The 19,190-nt window shown below is 40.6% G+C and carries 18 protein-coding genes and 1 riboswitch; of the genes, 4 read left to right on the top strand and 14 right to left on the bottom strand.

Annotated elements, in window-relative coordinates; genetic code table 11:
- Positions 1-123: 123 nt before the first annotated feature.
- The 10 genes from BUB71_RS16270 to BUB71_RS16225 all read right to left on the bottom strand — a co-directional run bounded on the left by BUB71_RS16270 (position 124) and on the right by BUB71_RS16225 (position 8,607).
- Positions 124-1,191 (bottom strand): dihydrolipoamide acetyltransferase family protein, encoded by a 1,068-nt coding sequence (locus BUB71_RS16270; protein WP_073157289.1) that lies wholly within the window; start codon positions 1,189-1,191, stop codon positions 124-126.
- Positions 1,192-1,212: 21 nt separating this feature from the next.
- Positions 1,213-2,190, bottom strand: coding sequence for an alpha-ketoacid dehydrogenase subunit beta (locus BUB71_RS16265; protein WP_073157286.1), 978 nt, complete (start codon positions 2,188-2,190; stop codon positions 1,213-1,215).
- Positions 2,168-3,235 carry a pyruvate dehydrogenase (acetyl-transferring) E1 component subunit alpha gene (gene pdhA / locus BUB71_RS16260; protein ID WP_073157283.1) on the bottom strand — a complete coding sequence of 356 codons (1,068 nt, stop codon included), beginning with the start codon at positions 3,233-3,235 and terminating at the stop codon, positions 2,168-2,170. Before pdhA ends, BUB71_RS16265 begins: the two co-directional genes overlap by 23 nt.
- Before the next feature lie 136 nt (positions 3,236-3,371).
- Positions 3,372-3,641, bottom strand: coding sequence for an AbrB/MazE/SpoVT family DNA-binding domain-containing protein (locus BUB71_RS16255; RefSeq protein ID WP_073157280.1), 270 nt, complete (start codon positions 3,639-3,641; stop codon positions 3,372-3,374).
- A 65-nt stretch (positions 3,642-3,706) separates the two neighbouring features.
- Entirely contained in the window at positions 3,707-4,765 is a 1,059-nt protein-coding gene (locus BUB71_RS16250) for an anti-sigma factor domain-containing protein (protein WP_073157277.1), read from the bottom strand.
- A gap of 56 nt (positions 4,766-4,821) precedes the next feature.
- Positions 4,822-5,553, bottom strand: a complete 732-nt coding sequence (locus BUB71_RS16245; RefSeq protein WP_073157274.1) for a sigma-70 family RNA polymerase sigma factor — start codon at positions 5,551-5,553, stop codon at positions 4,822-4,824.
- A gap of 273 nt (positions 5,554-5,826) precedes the next feature.
- Complete coding sequence (locus BUB71_RS16240; RefSeq protein WP_073157271.1) at positions 5,827-6,558, bottom strand: ABC transporter ATP-binding protein; 732 nt, start codon at positions 6,556-6,558, stop codon at positions 5,827-5,829.
- Between the two features lie 2 nt (positions 6,559-6,560).
- A complete protein-coding gene (locus BUB71_RS16235; protein WP_073157268.1) occupies positions 6,561-7,331 on the bottom strand; it encodes an ABC transporter permease in 771 nt (256 codons plus the stop codon).
- Positions 7,324-7,614 carry a thiamine-binding protein gene (locus BUB71_RS16230; RefSeq protein ID WP_073157264.1) on the bottom strand — a complete coding sequence of 97 codons (291 nt, stop codon included), beginning with the start codon at positions 7,612-7,614 and terminating at the stop codon, positions 7,324-7,326. Before BUB71_RS16230 ends, BUB71_RS16235 begins: the two co-directional genes overlap by 8 nt.
- Before the next feature lie 6 nt (positions 7,615-7,620).
- Entirely contained in the window at positions 7,621-8,607 is a 987-nt protein-coding gene (locus BUB71_RS16225; RefSeq protein WP_073157309.1) for an ABC transporter substrate-binding protein, read from the bottom strand.
- A 119-nt stretch (positions 8,608-8,726) separates the two neighbouring features.
- A riboswitch (TPP riboswitch) is annotated at positions 8,727-8,837 on the bottom strand.
- 96 nt (positions 8,838-8,933) lie between these two features.
- On the opposite strand from BUB71_RS16225, the gene BUB71_RS16220 reads away from it, so the two are divergent.
- Positions 8,934-9,662: an alpha/beta hydrolase gene (locus BUB71_RS16220; protein ID WP_073157259.1), complete on the top strand. Its 729-nt coding sequence runs from the start codon at positions 8,934-8,936 to the stop codon at positions 9,660-9,662.
- 251 nt (positions 9,663-9,913) lie between these two features.
- Here the strand turns inward: BUB71_RS16220 and BUB71_RS16215 are convergent, their stop codons facing one another.
- From BUB71_RS16215 to BUB71_RS16200, 4 genes are all read right to left on the bottom strand, one after another.
- Positions 9,914-10,825: a glycine-rich domain-containing protein gene (locus tag BUB71_RS16215; protein ID WP_073157256.1), complete on the bottom strand. Its 912-nt coding sequence runs from the start codon at positions 10,823-10,825 to the stop codon at positions 9,914-9,916.
- Positions 10,826-10,860: 35 nt separating this feature from the next.
- Positions 10,861-12,291: an RtcB family protein gene (locus tag BUB71_RS16210; protein ID WP_073157252.1), complete on the bottom strand. Its 1,431-nt coding sequence runs from the start codon at positions 12,289-12,291 to the stop codon at positions 10,861-10,863.
- 114 nt (positions 12,292-12,405) lie between these two features.
- A complete protein-coding gene (locus BUB71_RS16205; RefSeq protein ID WP_073157249.1) occupies positions 12,406-13,347 on the bottom strand; it encodes an aromatic acid exporter family protein in 942 nt (313 codons plus the stop codon).
- A gap of 51 nt (positions 13,348-13,398) precedes the next feature.
- Positions 13,399-14,199 carry an IclR family transcriptional regulator gene (locus BUB71_RS16200; RefSeq protein ID WP_084731731.1) on the bottom strand — a complete coding sequence of 267 codons (801 nt, stop codon included), beginning with the start codon at positions 14,197-14,199 and terminating at the stop codon, positions 13,399-13,401.
- 463 nt (positions 14,200-14,662) lie between these two features.
- Between BUB71_RS16200 and acnA the strand changes: the two genes are divergently transcribed.
- The 3 genes from acnA (at position 14,663) to BUB71_RS16185 (ending at position 19,182) form a co-directional block, all read left to right on the top strand.
- Positions 14,663-17,374, top strand: coding sequence for an aconitate hydratase AcnA (gene acnA, locus BUB71_RS16195; RefSeq protein WP_073157246.1), 2,712 nt, complete (start codon positions 14,663-14,665; stop codon positions 17,372-17,374).
- Positions 17,375-17,474: 100 nt separating this feature from the next.
- On the top strand, positions 17,475-18,029 hold the full coding sequence (locus tag BUB71_RS16190) for a PadR family transcriptional regulator (RefSeq protein ID WP_073157243.1): 555 nt from the start codon (positions 17,475-17,477) through the stop codon (positions 18,027-18,029).
- 16 nt (positions 18,030-18,045) lie between these two features.
- Entirely contained in the window at positions 18,046-19,182 is a 1,137-nt protein-coding gene (locus BUB71_RS16185) for an MFS transporter (RefSeq protein ID WP_073157240.1), read from the top strand.
- The last annotated feature ends 8 nt before the right edge of the window (positions 19,183-19,190 follow it).

The raw sequence follows: 19,190 nt of genomic DNA, 5'->3' as shown, positions 1-19,190 counted from the left end.
CAACATGACTTTCTTTTCATATCTCATTTTCAAAGTGCGACTTGATGTCTTGCCGCATCTTGCGGCGACAAGCAATAATATAACACCTTTCGATTTCCTTTGCAAGGGTTTTTTATAAAAAATTTATTTTAGTTTTGCTAGAAGCTGTGGAAGGTTACAGGAATAGCCTTCGAAAGTCTTTACAAACTGCATAGCATCAACCCCATCTAACACACGATGATCAAAGCTAAGCGATAAATTCATCTCCCATTGTTTGATCACTTCTCCTGAGTCAGCAATCACTAGACGTTGTTCAATCGCATGTGTGGCTAAAATGGCTACTTCAGGTGATTGAATAATAGGAGTAGCGCCTCGCCCTCCCAACTTCCCGGCATTGCTCAAAGTAAATGTACTACCTGTCATCTGCTTCGCATTTAATTCTCCATTTTTAGCCCTTTGAACCAAACTCCTTAACTCAACCGCCAATTGCCGTACATTCTTCTCATGCACACGGTGAATCACAGGTACAATTACTCCCTGGTCTGTATGTGTTGCAACTCCTAATGAAACATTAGAAAAATACTTCACTTGCCCTTCTTGTTCATCATAATGCGCATTAAAACTTGGATGATCTAATAATACTTGAGCCACAATTTTCATAATCAACGGTGTATAAGAGATGCTCTCTTTCTTCATTTCTTGATACCATTGGACAAGCCCTTCAACATTACATGCATCAAAATGCGTAACATGCGGTTTACTACAAATTGATTGCGTAACTTTTTGCGCGATAGCCATCCGGCGTGGTGTTAATCCATCTTGTTTAACCATTGGTTGTGAATCGGTGTTTCGATCAAGAATATCCTGTGCTAATACTCTTCCATCCTTGCCACTTCCCTTAATTCCTTCCAAATGAACTTGATGTTGCCTAGCAAGTCTTCGTACAGAAGGAGTGGCTAACGTTTTTTTTGGTTCAATGGATTGAAAATAGAATAATATCTGCCCAACGTTAATTTTTTCCCCCTCTGCAACACAAAAGCGTTCGATTTTACCTGCATGTGGGGCAGGTAACTCAATGATAGATTTATCATTTTGAATCTCACAGATCGGCTGGTCGTTTTCTACTTGTTCTCCTTCCGTGATCAACCAGCGAGTTAACTGAGCTTCAGAAACACCACCAAATAATTCAGGTAAGTGATAGGGTTCACTCATTTCCTCACACCACCCTACAAGTTAATAATGAAGTACCTGTTGTACAGCCTTCTTAATGCGATTTACATCTGGACGATTTACATGTTCTAAAGCACCTAAAGGAGTAGGTACATCATAGCCGGTCACTCGCATAATCGGTGCTTCAAGAAATAGAAAAGCCTGCTCCTGAATCATTGCTGCCACTTCGGCACCCACTCCTAATGTCCGAGGAGCTTCATGAACAACAATGACACGACCTGTTTTCTTTACAGATTGAACGATCAAATCTTGGTCAAAAGGATAAAGGGACCGAATATCGATGATTTCACACTGAATTTGATCTTCTACTAATTGCACTGCGGCTTCTTTTACCACAGGTACCATTCCACCCCAGGCAATCATAGTCAAGTCTTGACCTTCACGAACCAATTTTGCAGCCCCTAACGGAATTTGATATATCTCTGCTGGAACTTCTTCTCTTTCTGCTCTGTACAGAGCTGTTGGTTCTAAAAAAATAACGGGATCAGGATCGTCAATTGCAGCTAAAAGAAGCCCTTTTGCATCATAAGGATTAGATGGAACAACAACCTTAATTCCAGGGATATGGACATAAAAACTCTCAAAAGAGTCAGAATGTAATTCGTGGCTTTTGACACCGCTACCCATCGGCGCTCGAATCACCATCGACATTCCGTAGTCACCTTGCGTTCGATACCGTATTCTCGATACATGGGAAATGAGCTGTTCAAAGCCTGGATATAAAAAACCTAGAAATTGAATTTCACATACAGGTTTATATCCTTCTAAAGCTAAACCTATGGCAGCACCTATAATAGATGACTCCGCCAAAGGCATATCGATCACCCGATCAGGACCATATCTTTCTTGCAACCCTTCTGTCGCACGAAAAACACCACCATACCTTCCAACATCTTCACCCAAGATCAATAAATCATCATCGGCGGCTAAGGCAATTCCGAGTGCATCTCGAATCGATTCAATCATATTCGAAACAGGCATCCATCCCTCTCCTTCCCACCACTTCATTTCGCTGCTTTTTTAAATCCCTAGGTAATACAGCGAAGACATGAGCAAAAAGATGAGTATTTGGAGGTGAAGCTGCATGTAATACTTGATTCATCGACTCTAGAACTTGCTGTTGACAACTCCGCTTCGTTTCCTGTACTTCCTGTTCATTGAGTACTCCCTGGTCTAGTAATAGTTGTTGATAACGTTGCAAAGGCTCACGTGCGTTCCATTCTCTTTCTTCCTCCATCATACGATATCGCTGGGGTAGATCAGACATGGTATGAGGACCTAAACGATATGTGAGTGCTTCGATCAATACAGGACCGTTCCCTAAACGTGCTTTATGTGCTGCATGTTTCACTGTTTCGTAAACAACTAATACATCATTACCATCTATTCGTATTCCTGGAAATCCATATGCATGTGCTTTTTCTACAACAGTCTCTGTTGCCGATTGTTCCCCAAATGGTGTGCTAATCGCATAACGATTATTTTGACAGAAAAAGAGAACCGGAAGTTGCTTTAAGCCAGCAAGGTTACATGCTTCATGAAAATCTCCTTCAGAGGTAGCGCCATCACCAAAAAGCGCTAATGAAACTGTGGGTCGATTTCGCAGTGTTGCTGCCCATGCAGTTCCAACAGCATGGAGAAGATGTGTGGCAATGGGAACTGATGCTGGAAGAGCACGCCATTTTCCCCCTGATCGATTCCCTTCGATCCGACCTAGCCAATAGAAAAGAGAATGTTTCATCGGTAAACCATGTACAATTGCTGCACCATGATCACGATAAGTGGGAAAAAGCCAATCTTGTGGTTGCAAAGCGAAGGCACTACCTACTTGTGATGCTTCTTGACCAAAATATGGGGCATAGGTTAAGATTTTTCCTTGACGTGACCAGACCATGCATTGCTGATCATAAGCACGTAATCGTACCATCCATTTCCATAACTCTTTTTTTATATCAATTGAAAGCTTAGACCAAATCTGCTCACCATACGCAGTTAACTTACCTGTGGGTGTTACACATTGCTTCATTATGATCTCTTCTCTCCCTATACTTAGAAGTTGATCATTCAGTTATGACAACTTACATCAGTTACTATATGAAACGATGCAGTACAATGTGCCATTGCCCAAAATGCAAAATAAAAAAGCCCTTTCATATAGGGCTCTAATCATTGGTTGCTGTTGTATACGATGCATACTTTGCAGTCTCTTCAACGCAACCTTTGCAGATGATCTTATCATGGAAATAGAATAGATCCTTCATATCACCACATAAGACACAGCATGGATTATACTTTTGTAAAACAATACTTTGACTATCGACAAAGATTTCTACACCATCATGAGGCTGTATGTTTAATAAATCCCTTAATTCTTTGGGTAATACGATCCTCCCTAAATGATCCACTTTTCTAACGATCCCTATTCCCTTCACAGTAAAACCCCTTTTCTAGCGAAGCTACTATTGGAGGGTGTCAGCTCGCTCGCCTCTAATATGAGTTAGGGAGTAGTTGCTGTCTGTTGGGTATTCGCATGATCTGGACTGGGAGAATCGGTTTGTGCCCCTGTTGTTGATTCTCCATTATCTTTGTCTCCTGATGGTCGATTAGGGTTTGTCTCTTCAGAATCATTCGTATCAGTTGATGGTTTTTGTTCTTCTTTTTTAGTAGGTTCTTGATCTTGTTCCTGTTTTGTAGGAACCTGGGTTGGCTTATCTAATTTCTTTTGTGGTTTTTCAATTTGTCCGTTCGTTTTGGGAAGCGTAGGTAATGGTTTATTTTGATCCCCTTGTTCTTTAACTAGATTGCTCCATTCTTCCTCAGTAGGAGGATGGTCAAGCACTGACAAGTTTTTGGTTAGATCAACGAGTGGCTTATCCGCAACTTCTTTGACCGGAATTTCCTTGCCAGATTGCTTGGATAATAGCCAAACACCGTATTTCCCAGGGGTTAAACCTGTCTTTTGTGCTTCCTTTTGGGCTATTTGTGGCATTGATAATGTAAAGATATTTAATCTAAACTGATTACCTAGGACAGTATCTTGCTCAATTTTCGTTCGAATCCCAGTTAAGGTTTTCTTTGCACTACCTTTTTTATCTACAGCGGATAGAATCAATGGTTCATTTTTTTGGATAAAACCTTTTGATTTTGCTTGATGTAAATAACGCAGAACAACTTCATCGACCGACTTTCCATTCCAATCAATCTGCTTGATCAATTGGGCCGCTTTTGCATGAATCGGTCGAACATTTACGACTTGCTGCTGCTGATTCACACCGATCTCCACACCTGGTTTGATCTCAACATAAACATAGCTCTCTGCTTGAGCTTGATTATTTGAAAGATAGGGGAACAGGAAGAAGAAAGCAATTAGGGCAGCAGCTACCCCAGAAAGATAAATCATCCAACCAGGTCTCGGTCGGACAGTGGATGGTTGAACCGAAACTTCTTCACCCATTTGCACATGCGGGTCTCTGTTCGGTATCTTGACAAAAGAGCCGTCTGGTGTCATTACCACCCAGTGATGTGCTTGGATTTCTACAACAATCCCTCGTTGCATCTTCTCACCTGCTACACCGCATTTGCAGCGCGTAGCAGAATCTTCACCTCCTTCAACTATAAGTCTAGATAGTCACGAATTAGTGGTAAATCTTCAACTAAAATAAGTGTTAGTGCGATCAAGTAAGTGCGATGTCGAGAGAGCGTTCGACGCTGAATCCCTAATTCATCCATTACTTTCTTATCCAATCGCTCCCTGTTATAAAACCCCTGCAAAAGTGACGACTTTGAAACTAACTTTATCGCCACTTGAAACAAGTTAGATCTTGTATCCCGATGTTTCGGTGATTTATTTACCAAATCACTAAATGCAATACCATGTTGTGCAAGCAATTGACTCAATAGAGCGATCTCCATACGACGCATCCGCGCAAGCTCTTCTTCTTCGTACACTTCAAAAGAACGACTGACAACTCCTGGATGGCCTGACTCCTCTTCGTTAGGGTCTGTCGAGTGCAAAGAGACTTGGTTGGTATGTTTCTTCTGTTGACGAAAGTAGTCGACGAGCCGTCCATGAATCACAAGATAGGCAAATGACATAAAAGCACTTTTCTGATCCGGATCATACTTGGTGATCGCCTCATCGATCGCTTCTAAAGCAATTGCATACTCATCATCCTGCTTGGTAATTGCCCGTTTGCTTATCTTAGACGCAATTCGAACAGCTTGTGATTCAAGTTCCCGTAACAGAATATCTCGCTCTTCAGGAGAGCCGGTCATTTGCACCTGTTTAACGCGCCATTCCAACTCTGGCTTTTTTGTTTGTTTGCTCCCAAATACCCGGAACATGCAATACCGACACCTCTCCTAACTATTTATTCGAACCTGTTGCTTTGTTTATGGCTAAATTAAAACAAGAATTATTGTAACATTTTTTTATGAATAGTAGTAATAAAACCTGTATAATTATTCAAATATTAAAAAAGAAACAATGGAGATTTCATTTGCTCATAAGGATTATATTGTTATATAAACTATAATACTATAATTCCATTGCTATTGTATCATCTTTAAGCTAGTGAACATAGAATAAAAAATCTCCGTCTCGCAACGGAGGTTGTGTTATGTTAATAAACTTTCAATCTTACGACGTAGGTCGATAAAAGTGGACTGATCACGCCGTTGTTGAAAGGAAAGATCACGTTGAAAGGGAAGTACGATCTCTTTTTTTACTTGCAGTGGACGGTTTGTCAAAACATATATCCGATCAGAAAGCAGCAAAGCTTCTTCAACACTATGAGTAATAAATAAAATCGTCTGATGCTCAGTAAGGAGTAGTTCAAATAACCAAGCACGCATTTGTTGGCGGGTTAGCGCATCAAGCGCGGCAAATGGCTCATCTAAACAAAGTAAAGGATAACCTGCTGCCAAGGTACGCAGTAAGGCAACCCGCTGTTGCATACCACCTGAAAGTTGATGTGGATATTTATGCTCTACATTGTCCAACCTAGCCTTCTTCAATAATCGTACAAGGTCAGGAAACTTACTTGAGATTCGATTTAGCCGTCTGCCTAAGCGAATATTTTCAGCTACGGTCAGCCAGGGAAAAAGAGAGGGCTGCTGTGGCATATAGCCAATTTTACCCGTTTGATTGATTATACTTTGACCCCCTAGCTGAATCTCTCCTTCTAACGGTTGATAAAGACCGCCTAACAGATAAAAAAGCGTACTTTTTCCACTTCCAGAAGGTCCAATTAGACTTACAAATTCCCCAGCATGAACAGAGAGAGAAAGTTGGTCGATCACCCGATCATGTTCATATGCAAATGAAAGCTGTGATACTTCTAAATCCATCTTTATCGCCCTCCTCTTCTACTGGGTTTCCAGCGAATCACGACCCGCTCTAGCAAGTGAAACACACCAAAAAAGAGTAAACTTAATAATACAACCCAAATAATGGCCACAAAAACTTTCCCTACCTCAAATGAACTGCTCGCTACCTTCATCACTTGCCCCAATCCTTGCTCCGCTCCCAGCCACTCAGCGATAATCGCTCCCATCACACTATAAGTTGCAGCCAGCTTACATCCAGAAAAGAAATGTGGTAATGTTGCAGGTGCTTCCAAATGCCAAAAAATCTGCCAACGACTCGCCCCCGATATTTTTAAATATGTCCATAAAGCATGATCAGTTTGAGTAAAACCATCTAACACAGCAATTGTAATGGGAAAAAAACATACCAGCGTAACAACAATCAATTTTGGTAAATCTCCAAAGCCAAACCATGCAATTAATAAAGGCGCGAGTGCAATCATTGGTATATTTTGCGAAAGAAGTAACAATGGATAAATCGCCCGCTTGATCCAAGGAACAAGTTGAGATAAAAGTGCAAATAAATACCCGACTGCAATCCCGATCAATAAACCGATCAACGCAATTTTGGTTGTTGCATAGATATCTGCTGCTAACTGTTGCTGTCCCAGCAATAAAAGAATCTGAGAAGGTGCCGGAAGCACCCATTTCTCAATCTGATAGAACCTTACCGCACCTTCCCAAATAATGAAAAGCAATGCTAATAGACCAATTGCAGGAAACCAATGTTGAAACCACAAGCGAATTTTATTCATATTTCTGTGTCAACTCACCTATGGTAATCCCTTTAGTACGATGAAATAACTTGATTTGCGCATGCATTTGCGGACAGCCTGCCGATTCCAATACATGGTGAATCTCTTGAACAATTGACAGTAATTGCGCCAATTCTCCCTCTACTGTTGTCTCTAAAGGTCCTACTTTATAAGAAAGACCCGAAGCGTCAATCACAGCAATTGCTTGATCTACATAAGGAATCACGCTTTCACCATTCGGTGTGCTTGGAATCATTTGGATACTCATTAAAGTAGTCGCCATTTATACTCACTTCGCTTTCTGTGGAATAAATTGATTGGTATATGCTTGATTGGGATCATATTTCCCCTTGATCAATTGATTCTTGCGCAGCCAATTTGTATAGTTCTCCCATACTTCTTTTTTCTGCCATCCCCATACAGCTGCATCATCTTGATACTTCTTACTCAACCATAATTGACTTTTCTTAACCAATGCTGGATTCAGGTCTTTTTCTTCTTTGATTAAAATATCAGCAGCTTGTTCAGGGTGTTGAATCGCAAATTGATATCCTTTTGATACCGCAGCCATAAATTTCTTTACGGTCGCTGGATCTTTTTTAATCTGTTGCTCATTGGTCGCCAAAATCGGCGTATAGTAATCAAGATCCTTACTATAATCTGTTAGATAGACCATGTTTAATTTTAATCCGCGCAACTCAGCTTCGATTCCAGTCCATCCTTGATAAATCCACATAAAGTCAATTCCTTTTTTTAATGCATGAAAAAAGTCAACATTGCCTACATTATTGATTCGTACTGATTGGCTAGCTGCTCCATCCTGCTTCATCAGCGTATCGATAATCGGCTTTTCTACAGGAGAGCCAAATCCACCGTATACCTTACCCGCAAAAGCTTTTGGGCGATCAATCTTTTTATCAATGGTCGAAGCAAAACCAGAGGTATTGTGTTGGATAATCGCCGCAATCGAAACAAGTGGTATGCCCTGCATCCGCGCAAAAGTAAGACTCTCCTGTGTACTAATTCCAAAATTTGCTTTTCCTTTTGCGACTAATTGCTCAGCCGTTACACTTTCTGGCTGCATCATTTTCACATCGAGCCCTTGCTCTTTAAAATACCCTTTTGCTTTTGCTACATAGAGACCTGTATGATTTGTATTTGGTGTCCAATCAAGGACCACTGTAACAGGTTCTAACTGATTAGATTGTTCACTTTTACTACAAGCAGTTACAAAAACAAGCAAAAACAGGCAAATAATGAAAGACCATTTACGCAACTGATTCACACCTTTCTGGATCATTTGTAAAACCGTTCCTAAATATCCCCTTCTTTGCGGATAATAGAATGAACGAAAAAAACACCTTCCTGACCCAGAAAGGCGTGTTTTTTTATCCACGATGAACTAGAATCGCTTCCTACGCCGGCATTATCCGGATCAGGTTCCAGGGTCAATGTATGATGGTACATTTTCTCAGCCGGCCCATTCCAGCTCCCCTAATAGTATTTTATTGTTCGCTGAACATTATAGGTCTTTGAAGAATGATTGTCTATAAAATAAACATAAAATAATCGATATACCTTTGAAAGGAGTGAGTCAAATACATGTCATCATCGATCTTTAAAAGAAATATCCAACGTGAGGTATTGAAAAGCGTATATTTACAAGCTGAAAAAGAGATCTTGATTTCACTCCCTCCTGAATATAAACCGGATCAATTATACCCAATCCTCTTACTCCACGATGGACGTGATTATTTTCAAATGGGACGCTTAATCACACAAACCAATCAACTACTCGCACAAAATGAGATACATCCAGTCATCATGGTTGCGCTTCCCATTCAAAAGGAACAGAGAAACCAAGAATACTCGCCTTCCGGAAAAACACATATGCAGCATCTTGAATTTGTTGCCCAAGAAGTCATACCGATGATAAAAGAAAAGTACCAACCAACAGCTAATCCTGATCAATTTATAGTTGCAGGCTCTTCGTTAGGTGCAACCGCAGCACTTCATTTTGCACTCACATATCCAGAACTCTGTAGTCGGGTACTGGCCCAATCTGGTGCCTTTTTAGAAACAACCATCGAACAGATTCATCTTTCCCGTGACTTATCCCATTTAGAAATATATCAGTCGGTTGGTTTATCAGAGACGGCTGTGCCTACTCACTTTGGACATTTAGATTTAGTCACCCGAAATCGTGAGGTTTATGAAGCTCTTACACAAAAAGAAGCGCAAGTGATGTATATAGAACGCGAAGGTGATCACACCTGGGGACTTTGGCAAATTGACCTGCCCCATGCGTTACGTGCATTTTTTGGAACATAATCCGAAAAAATAGAAAAGGGAGCTGTGTAGCTCCCTTCAGCGTGTAGACAAAGTATAAGACGCTATCATTTCTGGGAGTAAAGGTTTCTGCAATCCGTGTTATTGAAAAAGATGGATGCCTCCAGTTCAGGCTACATTGCAAACCATCTCCTCCTTTAAACATGCTTTATTTTCATTTGATTTTTAACCAAAATATAGGTTTTTCATCAGTCTGGGGCTACTTCAGTCTGGTAGAAACCATATTGCTTCATTTAACTCGCTTTTTCTTTTTTGGTTGGTTTTTTTTGCTTTCTCAGTTCTTTACCAACTTGTTTAAATAACTTTTCTCGTTTCTCATCAAACTGATCATGATAATACAAGGATAAGAATAAGTCCATTCGCAACATCGCCAATCCAGCATGGTCACGAGCAATTGGAAGAATGAAATGTTTTACATAGAGATTTAAGTCGTCACCTTGCTCTTCAACATGCTGCTCAATTTGTAAGATTTGTTCCTTTATATGCGCAGCTAACCATGTCTGAGCTTTTTTTACAACTGGTACTTGATCCGCAACACGATGATGTAATATAGGCTCTAAACTCTGCTCCTTCAAGCGCTTGATTTCCTCTGGATCAAGTGGATGTTGAAGAAATTTACCCCAAGAACGATGGCTATATACTGTCGGTTTAAACAGTGTGACATAAAACCAATCAAACGTGGCACGCTCGTGTCGATTAAATGCCTCACCAGTCATGATATTGGGAGCATGATGCAATGTTGTTTTAAGATAATTCTGGGAAAATTGCTCATATTCTCTTGTAAACATCAGCATTTCATGCCAAATTTCATCAACTTCACGACTATACATCGGCACATTATCTAACAATGCCACCATCACTAGAAAACGTTGCCACTCAAACCAACGATTTTCCCAATCAATCTGCGTGATTCGATGCTCTTTCATCACGCGATCACGTAATTGCTCTAGATATGTTGAATCAATGGATGCTTCCAAATGTTCAAACAGAGGAAGCAAAGGCTCCTCTGTTCCTTCTTGAAAACCTAGCTTTGGCACTACATATGAACGTTCTTCACCTTGCTGTTTGGCACGTCGGTAAAAAGCATTGACCAAGATGGCAATCCCAATAAACATTGCCAAAAGCAAAAAAGCAATTGTTTCCAAATGTACCACTCTCCTCATGAGTAGCTTGAAAATACTTAAACGCCTTTTAAAACAGCTAATGGTTTACACTCTGCTACAACAGAAGCTAGTCCAGCCCCTACCACTGAGTCAATAATTTGGTCAACATCTTTATACGCTTGCGGACATTCATCTAAAATGCTCTCCAATGTACGATGATTGACGATTACTTCATCATCTGTACCCACTTTGATTGAGCTTTTAAATTGATCAACGCTAACTAGTTCCTTTGTCGCTCGACGAGAGCGAATTCTCCCAGCACCATGACAAATAGAATAAAAATTCTTCTCTCCAGGCTCCTCCCCAACCATAATATAAGAAGAAGTCCCCATCGAACCGGGAATTAAAGCGGGATGTCCTGTTGCTTTGTACGCTTTTGCGTTTAAAAAATGCCCTGCTGGCAGCGCACGTGTCGCACCTTTTCGATGTACTAACATTGGTTGTTTGCGATGAAATTCTTTCAATGCATAATTATGCATTAAATCATAGAGAACGGGCATTTCAAATTCAGAACCAAACACTTCTTTTAATCCTTCACGTACACCATAGGCCAACATATGACGATTTACGACTGCATAATTCAGAGCGGAGTACATCAAGCTAATATATCGTTGACCCTCTTCCGAGTTGATCGGTGCAAAGACAAGGTTACGGTCTGGTGTCTGCACGCCCCATAACTCCATTGCCTTGCGGAAATCTTTGATAAACTTAGGTGCCAACATACCACCCCAAGCACGAGAGCCCGAATGGACCATCACGATTACTTGTCCATCAAAGAGTCCCCATTGCTCAGCAATATTGCGCTTTTCTTCACGAATTTCAATCGATTGAATCTCAACGAAGTGATTACCACCACCTAATGTGCCCACTTGTTGCCAAGCACGAGCCCACATTTTATCGTCGATCCCATCTAAATAATCATGATTATACTCAAATTTTGCTGTCTCTACATGTGTAACAGATCGTCGATCTCTTGGCGTATAATGATCTGGTACATACTTATGGGGCAAACCATGAATTCCTTCTGTTACTACTTTTTCTACTCGAATATTTTTATAATGTGAATGCCCACGTTCAGCAGTAGGCACGTATTTCTCTATTGAATCAACCATTTTTCGACGCAATTTCTTATCTTGAATATCACCTTTTGTTAACGGAGTTAGATGAACCCGCATCCCACATCCAATATCAGAACCGACAATCGAAGGAGATACAAAACCATCTCGCATATTCCATACTGCAGTTGTCCCAATGCAAGTCCCGATCCCGACATGTGCATCAGGCGTATAGCTCATATACTGATTTCGTGGGATTTGCAAATTATTATCTGCCATTACATATACTTGATCGCCCAGTTGCTCAAATACCTCATCATTTGCAAAAACGTGCAGATTTCCATTGGTTAATGTAATTTCTTTGTGATTCTTTCCATGATCTTTCAACATCATAAATCCTCACTCTCGACTGTTCATTTTTTGGGTTCAGTCGCGTAGAGTTCTCTATTCCCTTTTTTTTATAGCTCAAACATATTTACAATGCTTCATTTGCTTACCAGATACAAGTTACGTACTGGTGCTTTTTTTTATGATGAGATAACGTTCCATTTCATTAATAAAATGATAGAGGGAGGCACATGTAGCAAAATCATCATGACTTGTTGGAAGTGGCGCATTTTTAAATGTTTCACGCAATTTCTTCAATCGGTCTAAATGAATCTGCGCTGTATTACCTGGATGGATCGCATCTTTTAATTGCTCTAAGAAATCAGCAATTCGTTTCCCTTGCGGGTGTGTATGATCAAGCGATGAGATAATCGGAACAAGACGAACAATAATTTCAAACTGACGTTCCCGCATCCGAAAATATACAGCATAGCTATCATTTTCTTCAGTAAGATGATTTTCTTCTTCTTTGCTTGCTAATTCTTTTGCTTTTTTTAGTAATTCTTCTGTTTCTACGATCTCAGCACCATCCCAATGACTCGTACCCTCGCGTAAATAGATGATAAACTCTTCAAAAATCCGTTTAAACTTTGTCTCAATATCTTGTTGGTACTTTTTAAGATCGTTTTCCAAGCTTGGCATATACAGATTTAAAATCAGCGCAACTCCAATCCCGATCAACATGAGTGAAAGCTGATTCCAAACAACAGTAGCTCCAAAATGATGCAATGAATATATCTGTAAGATAATGACTAAGCTTGTTACAACTCCATCTACAATTCCTAAATATACACAGATTGGGATCAATACGAGCAAGATCACAGAGATTACCCAAGCATAAAAACCGAGCAGTTCAAAAAATAATCCCGCAAAGAAAAGACCAAGCAAACAGGCTAACAACCTTTCCCCAGCTGTACGCAACGAGGCTTTTTTTGTCCTTTTTACACAAAGTATCGTAATCATGCCTGCTGTTGCATAAGACTGAAGACCGATCAATTGCGCAAGCGCAACTGAAATCCCTGCACCTAATGCTGTTTTTAAAACACGATACCCGATTTTCATTTTCTCTCACCTTAATATGCAATAGATTAAAATTCGGCTAAAGTCTCTTTATTATACTAACTTATTTCTCATTTGTTGTGCCGCTTCACGAAGATGAGGTAGAAATGTGTCGATCTGTTCTTCATCCATTCGGGAGATCGGACCAGATACGGCTAAAGCAGCCACAATACTCGCTTGTCGATTCAAAATCGGTACAGCAATCGCAGCAGTGCCACTCTCCCTTTCGGCATAGCTAATCGCATAACCATGCTTTCTTACCCAATCAATCTTCTTTGCAAAATCGATGAAATCAATTTGCTCGATCCCTGCACATGTCTCTACTACTTGCTTGATCAATTCATGCTTTGCAAATGCAACTAAGACCTTACTCGAAGCGCCAACTGCTAATGACATCCGTTCGCCAACAGGTGCAACACGACGTATTGTTTGCTGACTCTCTACAGATTGAATCCGAATTCGTTCTAAACCATCTCGAATGTATAAACTAACGGTTTCATTTAATTGATCTCGTAATTTTGTCATCTCTGGTAAAAATAAAATGGATAAATCATTGGTCTGATCCATATGAGCAGCTAATTCCCATATTCGTATCCCTAAACGATATTTCTCTGTCTCTGTATCCCGTTGCAGAAATCCTCGATCAACTAAGGTTGCTAAAAGTCGAAAAACTGTCGTCTTATGCAATCCTGTCTTTTCTGTTAGCTCTGTTAATGTCCACTGTTTACGTTCTACAAAGCAGCAGAGGAGATCCAGCGCTCGATCAACGGAACGAATATGGTTCTTTTTACTATTGGACAATCGACGATCATCCTCCAATTGATCATTAGAATGAGAATCATTTTCATTGTTCATTATAATCTGTATCCCCCTTACGCTGCAAACATTCCTACCCCTCAGCCGTCAATATTTCACACTGCGACTTCCTTTCAAGCTGCACAGATATCTTCAGACGCCGCGGCTACTCGCTCAGGGCGGTATCAACTAGGCTAAGCGTGTCATAGTGAGACTTGTAGCGTTAGCTGCTTAACGAAACTTGAGTATGGAGTGTGCAGACTATTCTTTGTTACACAAAGGCTGCTTAGTACCTAGAAAAATGTGGATTTAGGAGCATTTCTCCGCTCCGCCGCCAATATTGCCTTCACGATGTTTCCGATGAGATTTCATCTGCCCCTACCCATGTTTGTAAACAGTCTAATCTGTATGAAAGAAATGGTTTTATTGCATATTACATGTATACAACAAGCTGCTTACATTGTATAATAGGTACCGAAAAAAAGAAACCGAGTTTCACTATACGAAACAAGGAGGCCTTTCTATGAGTTATCAACATATTCATTCACAATTAAACGTAGGCGGCAAAACTTATAACTACTATTCATTACCAAAATTGCAAGAGGAATATGAGTCCATTGTTCAACTCCCTTTTTCCGTAAAAGTACTATTAGAAGCAGCTGTGCGCCAATATGATGGGAAAGCCATTACGAAAGAACATGTAAAACAGCTTGCCACATGGGTAACGGATCGCTCAGATAAAGAGATTGCTTTCAAACCAGCACGGATTGTGTTACAAGACTTCACAGGAGTTCCGGCTGTCGTCGATCTTGCAGCTCTTCGCTCAGCCATGTCAAGAGTCGGCGGAGACCCTGAACGAATTAACCCTTTGATTCCCGTTGATCTCGTCATTGACCACTCTGTCATGGTTGACCGATTTGGAACAAATGATTCGCTTATTTACAATATGAATTTAGAATTTGAACGGAATGAAGAGCGTTATCGCCTACTTCGTTGGGCTACAGATGCATTTAATAACTTTAGAGCTGTTCCACCTGCTACAGGTATTGTTCACCAAGTGAATCTAGAGTATTTAGCCAGTGTAGCAATGACAAAAGAGCAGGATGGACACACATATGTATTCCCAGATTCCCTTGTCGGAACGGATTCCCATACAACTATGATCAATGGTCTCGGCGTGGTCGGTTGGGGTGTCGGGGGAATCGAGGCAGAAGCTGGTATGCTCGGGCAACCGCTCTACTTTATCACACCTGAAGTGATCGGGTTTAAACTGACTGGTAAATTGTCAGAAGGAGCTACCGCAACTGATCTAGCCTTGACCGTAACTGAAATGCTACGGAAAAAAGGTGTTGTAGGGAAATTTGTTGAGTTTTATGGTGCTGGTCTAAGCAACATTAGCTTGCCTGACAGAGCAACTGTCGCCAATATGGCTCCTGAATATGGAGCAACCATTGGTTTCTTCCCCGTTGACGAAGAAGCACTTCGCTATCTCCGCGGCACAGGAAGAGACGAGGAGCAGATTTCACTCGTTAAAGCCTATTATCAAGCACAAGGCATGTTCCGTACCGATCATACACCAGACCCTGTCTTCACTGATACGATTGAACTTGACTTAAGTGATGTTGTACCCAGTCTTTCTGGACCAAAACGCCCACAAGATCGAATTGAACTGAATCAAATGAAACATGAATGGCGCGAAACCATTCGTCGACCTATCGAAAAACGCGGATTTGGTCTTAACGAAGAGCAAATCCAACAAAAAGTTTCAACTGAAATGAACGATGATTCTGTTGAGCTTACTCATGGTTCCGTTGTCATTGCTGCGATTACCAGTTGTACCAATACTTCTAATCCCAGCGTAATGTTAGGGGCAGGTTTGGTAGCGAAAAAAGCAGTGGAACAAGGACTAAAAGTTCCTGCTTATGTAAAACGGAGCTTAGCCCCAGGTTCAAAAGTCGTAACTGACTATCTGGAAAAAGCAAAATTATTGCCTTACCTTGAGAAATTAGGCTTTCATGTTGTTGGTTATGGTTGTACAACATGCATTGGAAATAGCGGACCGCTCCCTGAACCAATTGCCAAAGCGGTTGAAACAGGCGATCTAACCGTTGCCTCTGTATTGAGTGGAAACCGAAACTTTGAAGGTCGGATTCACCCCCTTGTAAAAGCGAACTACCTTGCCTCACCTCCACTTGTAGTCGCATATGCATTAGCTGGAACAGTCGATATCGACTTTGAAAAAGAGCCCATTGGCTATAATCAAGAAGAAAAACCTGTATATCTAAAAGACATTTGGCCAACTCCTGGAGAGATTACCACGATGATTCAATCCTCGATGAGCCCTGAACAATTCCGAAATCAATACCGTCACGTCTTTGATGCGAATGAAAGATGGAACAAAATGCCGATCCCGAAAGGTGAACTTTATGAATGGGATGCTGACTCGACTTACATCCAAGAGCCACCCTTCTTTGTTGATATGGAAAGTGAAGCACCATCGATTAAACCCATTCTTGGAGCGAAAACATTAGCCCTTTTAGGTGACTCGGTAACTACAGACCATATCTCACCTGCAGGAAGCATTTCCACATCTAGTCCAGCGGGTCAGTTTTTACAAGAGCATGGTGTAAAACCTAGAGATTTCAACTCTTATGGCTCGCGTCGGGGCAATGATCGAATCATGACTCGAGGAACTTTTGCCAATATCCGTATTCGTAACCTAATGGTGCCTGATACAGAAGGCGGTGTAACCAAGTACCTCCCAACAGGTGAAGTGATGTCAATCTATGATGCGGCGATGAAATATAAAGAGAGCGAAACGCCACTTGTTGTTCTAGCTGGTAAAGAATATGGCACAGGAAGTTCACGTGACTGGGCTGCGAAAGGAACCAACTTGCTGGGTGTAAAAGCAGTGATTGCAGAAAGCTTTGAGCGGATTCACCGCAGTAATCTGGTCGGTATGGGTGTCCTTCCACTACAATTTATTGGTGGTGAAAGCTGGCAATCACTCGAACTCACAGGCGAAGAAACTTTTGATATCCCAGATATCTCAAATGAGATCCAGCCCGGATCTAAAATAAACGTTACGGCAACTCGACTTGATGGAAGTAAAATCTCTTTCCAAACATTAGTTCGACTCGATAGTGTAGTAGACGTTGAATATTATCGAAATGGTGGTATCCTTCCTACTGTATTACGTCAAATTTTGAATGACAAAGAAGAAGCAGCTGTTTAATACATGCAACCCTCTACTTTTAAGTAGGGGGTTGTTTTATATATCGATTCGACATATAATTAATCCACATATGTCGAATCGATATATAGGAGGTACAAATGTGTATGAACTGTTTGTTTTAGGTGAATTAATGTCAAATGACTGGCATGGCTATCGTCTCCAAGAAAAATTAAAACATGCAGCCGGTCCCTATCGTCAGATCAGCTCAGGAACCATATTTCCATTGCTCACACGTCTTGAAAGAGATCAGTATATCGAAATTCAAGGGAAGGAATTGATCGGAAAAAGAGTACGGAAAGTATATAGGATTACAGAAACAGGTAGAAAACATTTTTACACACTTATGAAAAAACCATTGAAATTTAATATGGATACTGATCTTGTGTTCATGTTTAAAATGGCATATTCACATTTTGTTAATAAAGAATTTCAACTAGCTTGTTTGGAGCAATACCTTGAATATTTGCAAAACCAGTTAGAGTATCTGAGAAATGAAACCAATATCATTGAACAAAAACCCATTACTACTATGCCAAAGGCGCAACAAAACCAGTTATTAAAGATATTCGATCATCGAATACAACTTACACTCACAGGCATTGAATGGGTTACATCAGAAATCGAACAAGTTTCCCAATTGCATTCAATCAATTGACAAGGGAGAATCACACATGGAAAAGCTTTGGACAAAACAGTTTATCTTTCTCACATTCTCATTGTTTCTCATCTTCACCGGTTTTTATTTCCTACTCCCTACTCTTCCCTTATATATCAAAAAATTAGGGAGTTCTGAATCTGAAATAGGTCTGATTGTTGGGTTATTTACGATTTCTGCTGTATTGTTCCGACCTGTGATCGGCGGAATGTTAGATCGTTTTGGGCGACAACCCTTTATCATCTGGGGGGTTCTATTATTTGTTGTCTCTATGTATCTCTATGATTGGGTAAGTGGAATTTTCGTTTTGATGTTATTACGCTTTATTCATGGTTTAAGTTGGGCAGCATCAACTACTTCAGTAGGCACTGCCATTACTGACATCATTCCTGCTTCACGTCGAGGGGAAGGGATGGGGTGGTATGGAATTGGAACAACTCTCGCCATGGCAATAGGTCCTCTTTTAGGTTTATGGATCTTAAACCATTATTCATTTCATACACTTTTTCTAACCGCAACTGTGATTACTTTTATTGCTTTTCTTATCTTATTTTTTACAAAAACACCTTTTAAATCTAACCAAAATCAACAAAAGCGGATCGAAATATTCGATCCATCACTCCTACCCGTTTCTATTGTCATTTTTTTTCTTGCGGTTTCGTATGGGGGGATCACCACCTTTTTACCTTTATTTGCTGATTCATTAAAAGTGAACGCAGGGACATTTTTCCTTGTATACGCCATTGCCTTGACATTATCAAGACCTATCTCTGGAAAGCTATCCGATCGTTTTAGCGAAAAAGCTGTATTAATCCCATCACTTATCCTGACTTGCATCGGACTGATTTGGATTAGCTATTCTGAAGGATTGGTCGGTCTGATCATCGCAGCTATTCTTTATGGCATCGGTTTTGGATCAGCACAACCCGCACTCCAAACAGCGATCATTAACCTTGCTCATCCAGACCGGAAAGGAGTCGCCAACGCTTCATTTTTTACCGCATTTGATCTTGGAATTGGTTTGGGCTCAATCATCTTGGGCTGGATTTCTCAAATAACAAGCTATGAAATTTTATTTCTTGCCGCATCCATCTCTGTGATCCTATCTCTTTTGTTATTGATAACAATCGTTAAACAACCACAGGATAAATAATCATCCAG

The organism is Seinonella peptonophila (genome assembly GCF_900129355.1).
GTDB classification, from domain to species: domain Bacteria; phylum Bacillota; class Bacilli; order Thermoactinomycetales; family Thermoactinomycetaceae; genus Seinonella; species Seinonella peptonophila.
This window is presented reverse-complemented; position numbering and strand designations above follow the sequence as displayed.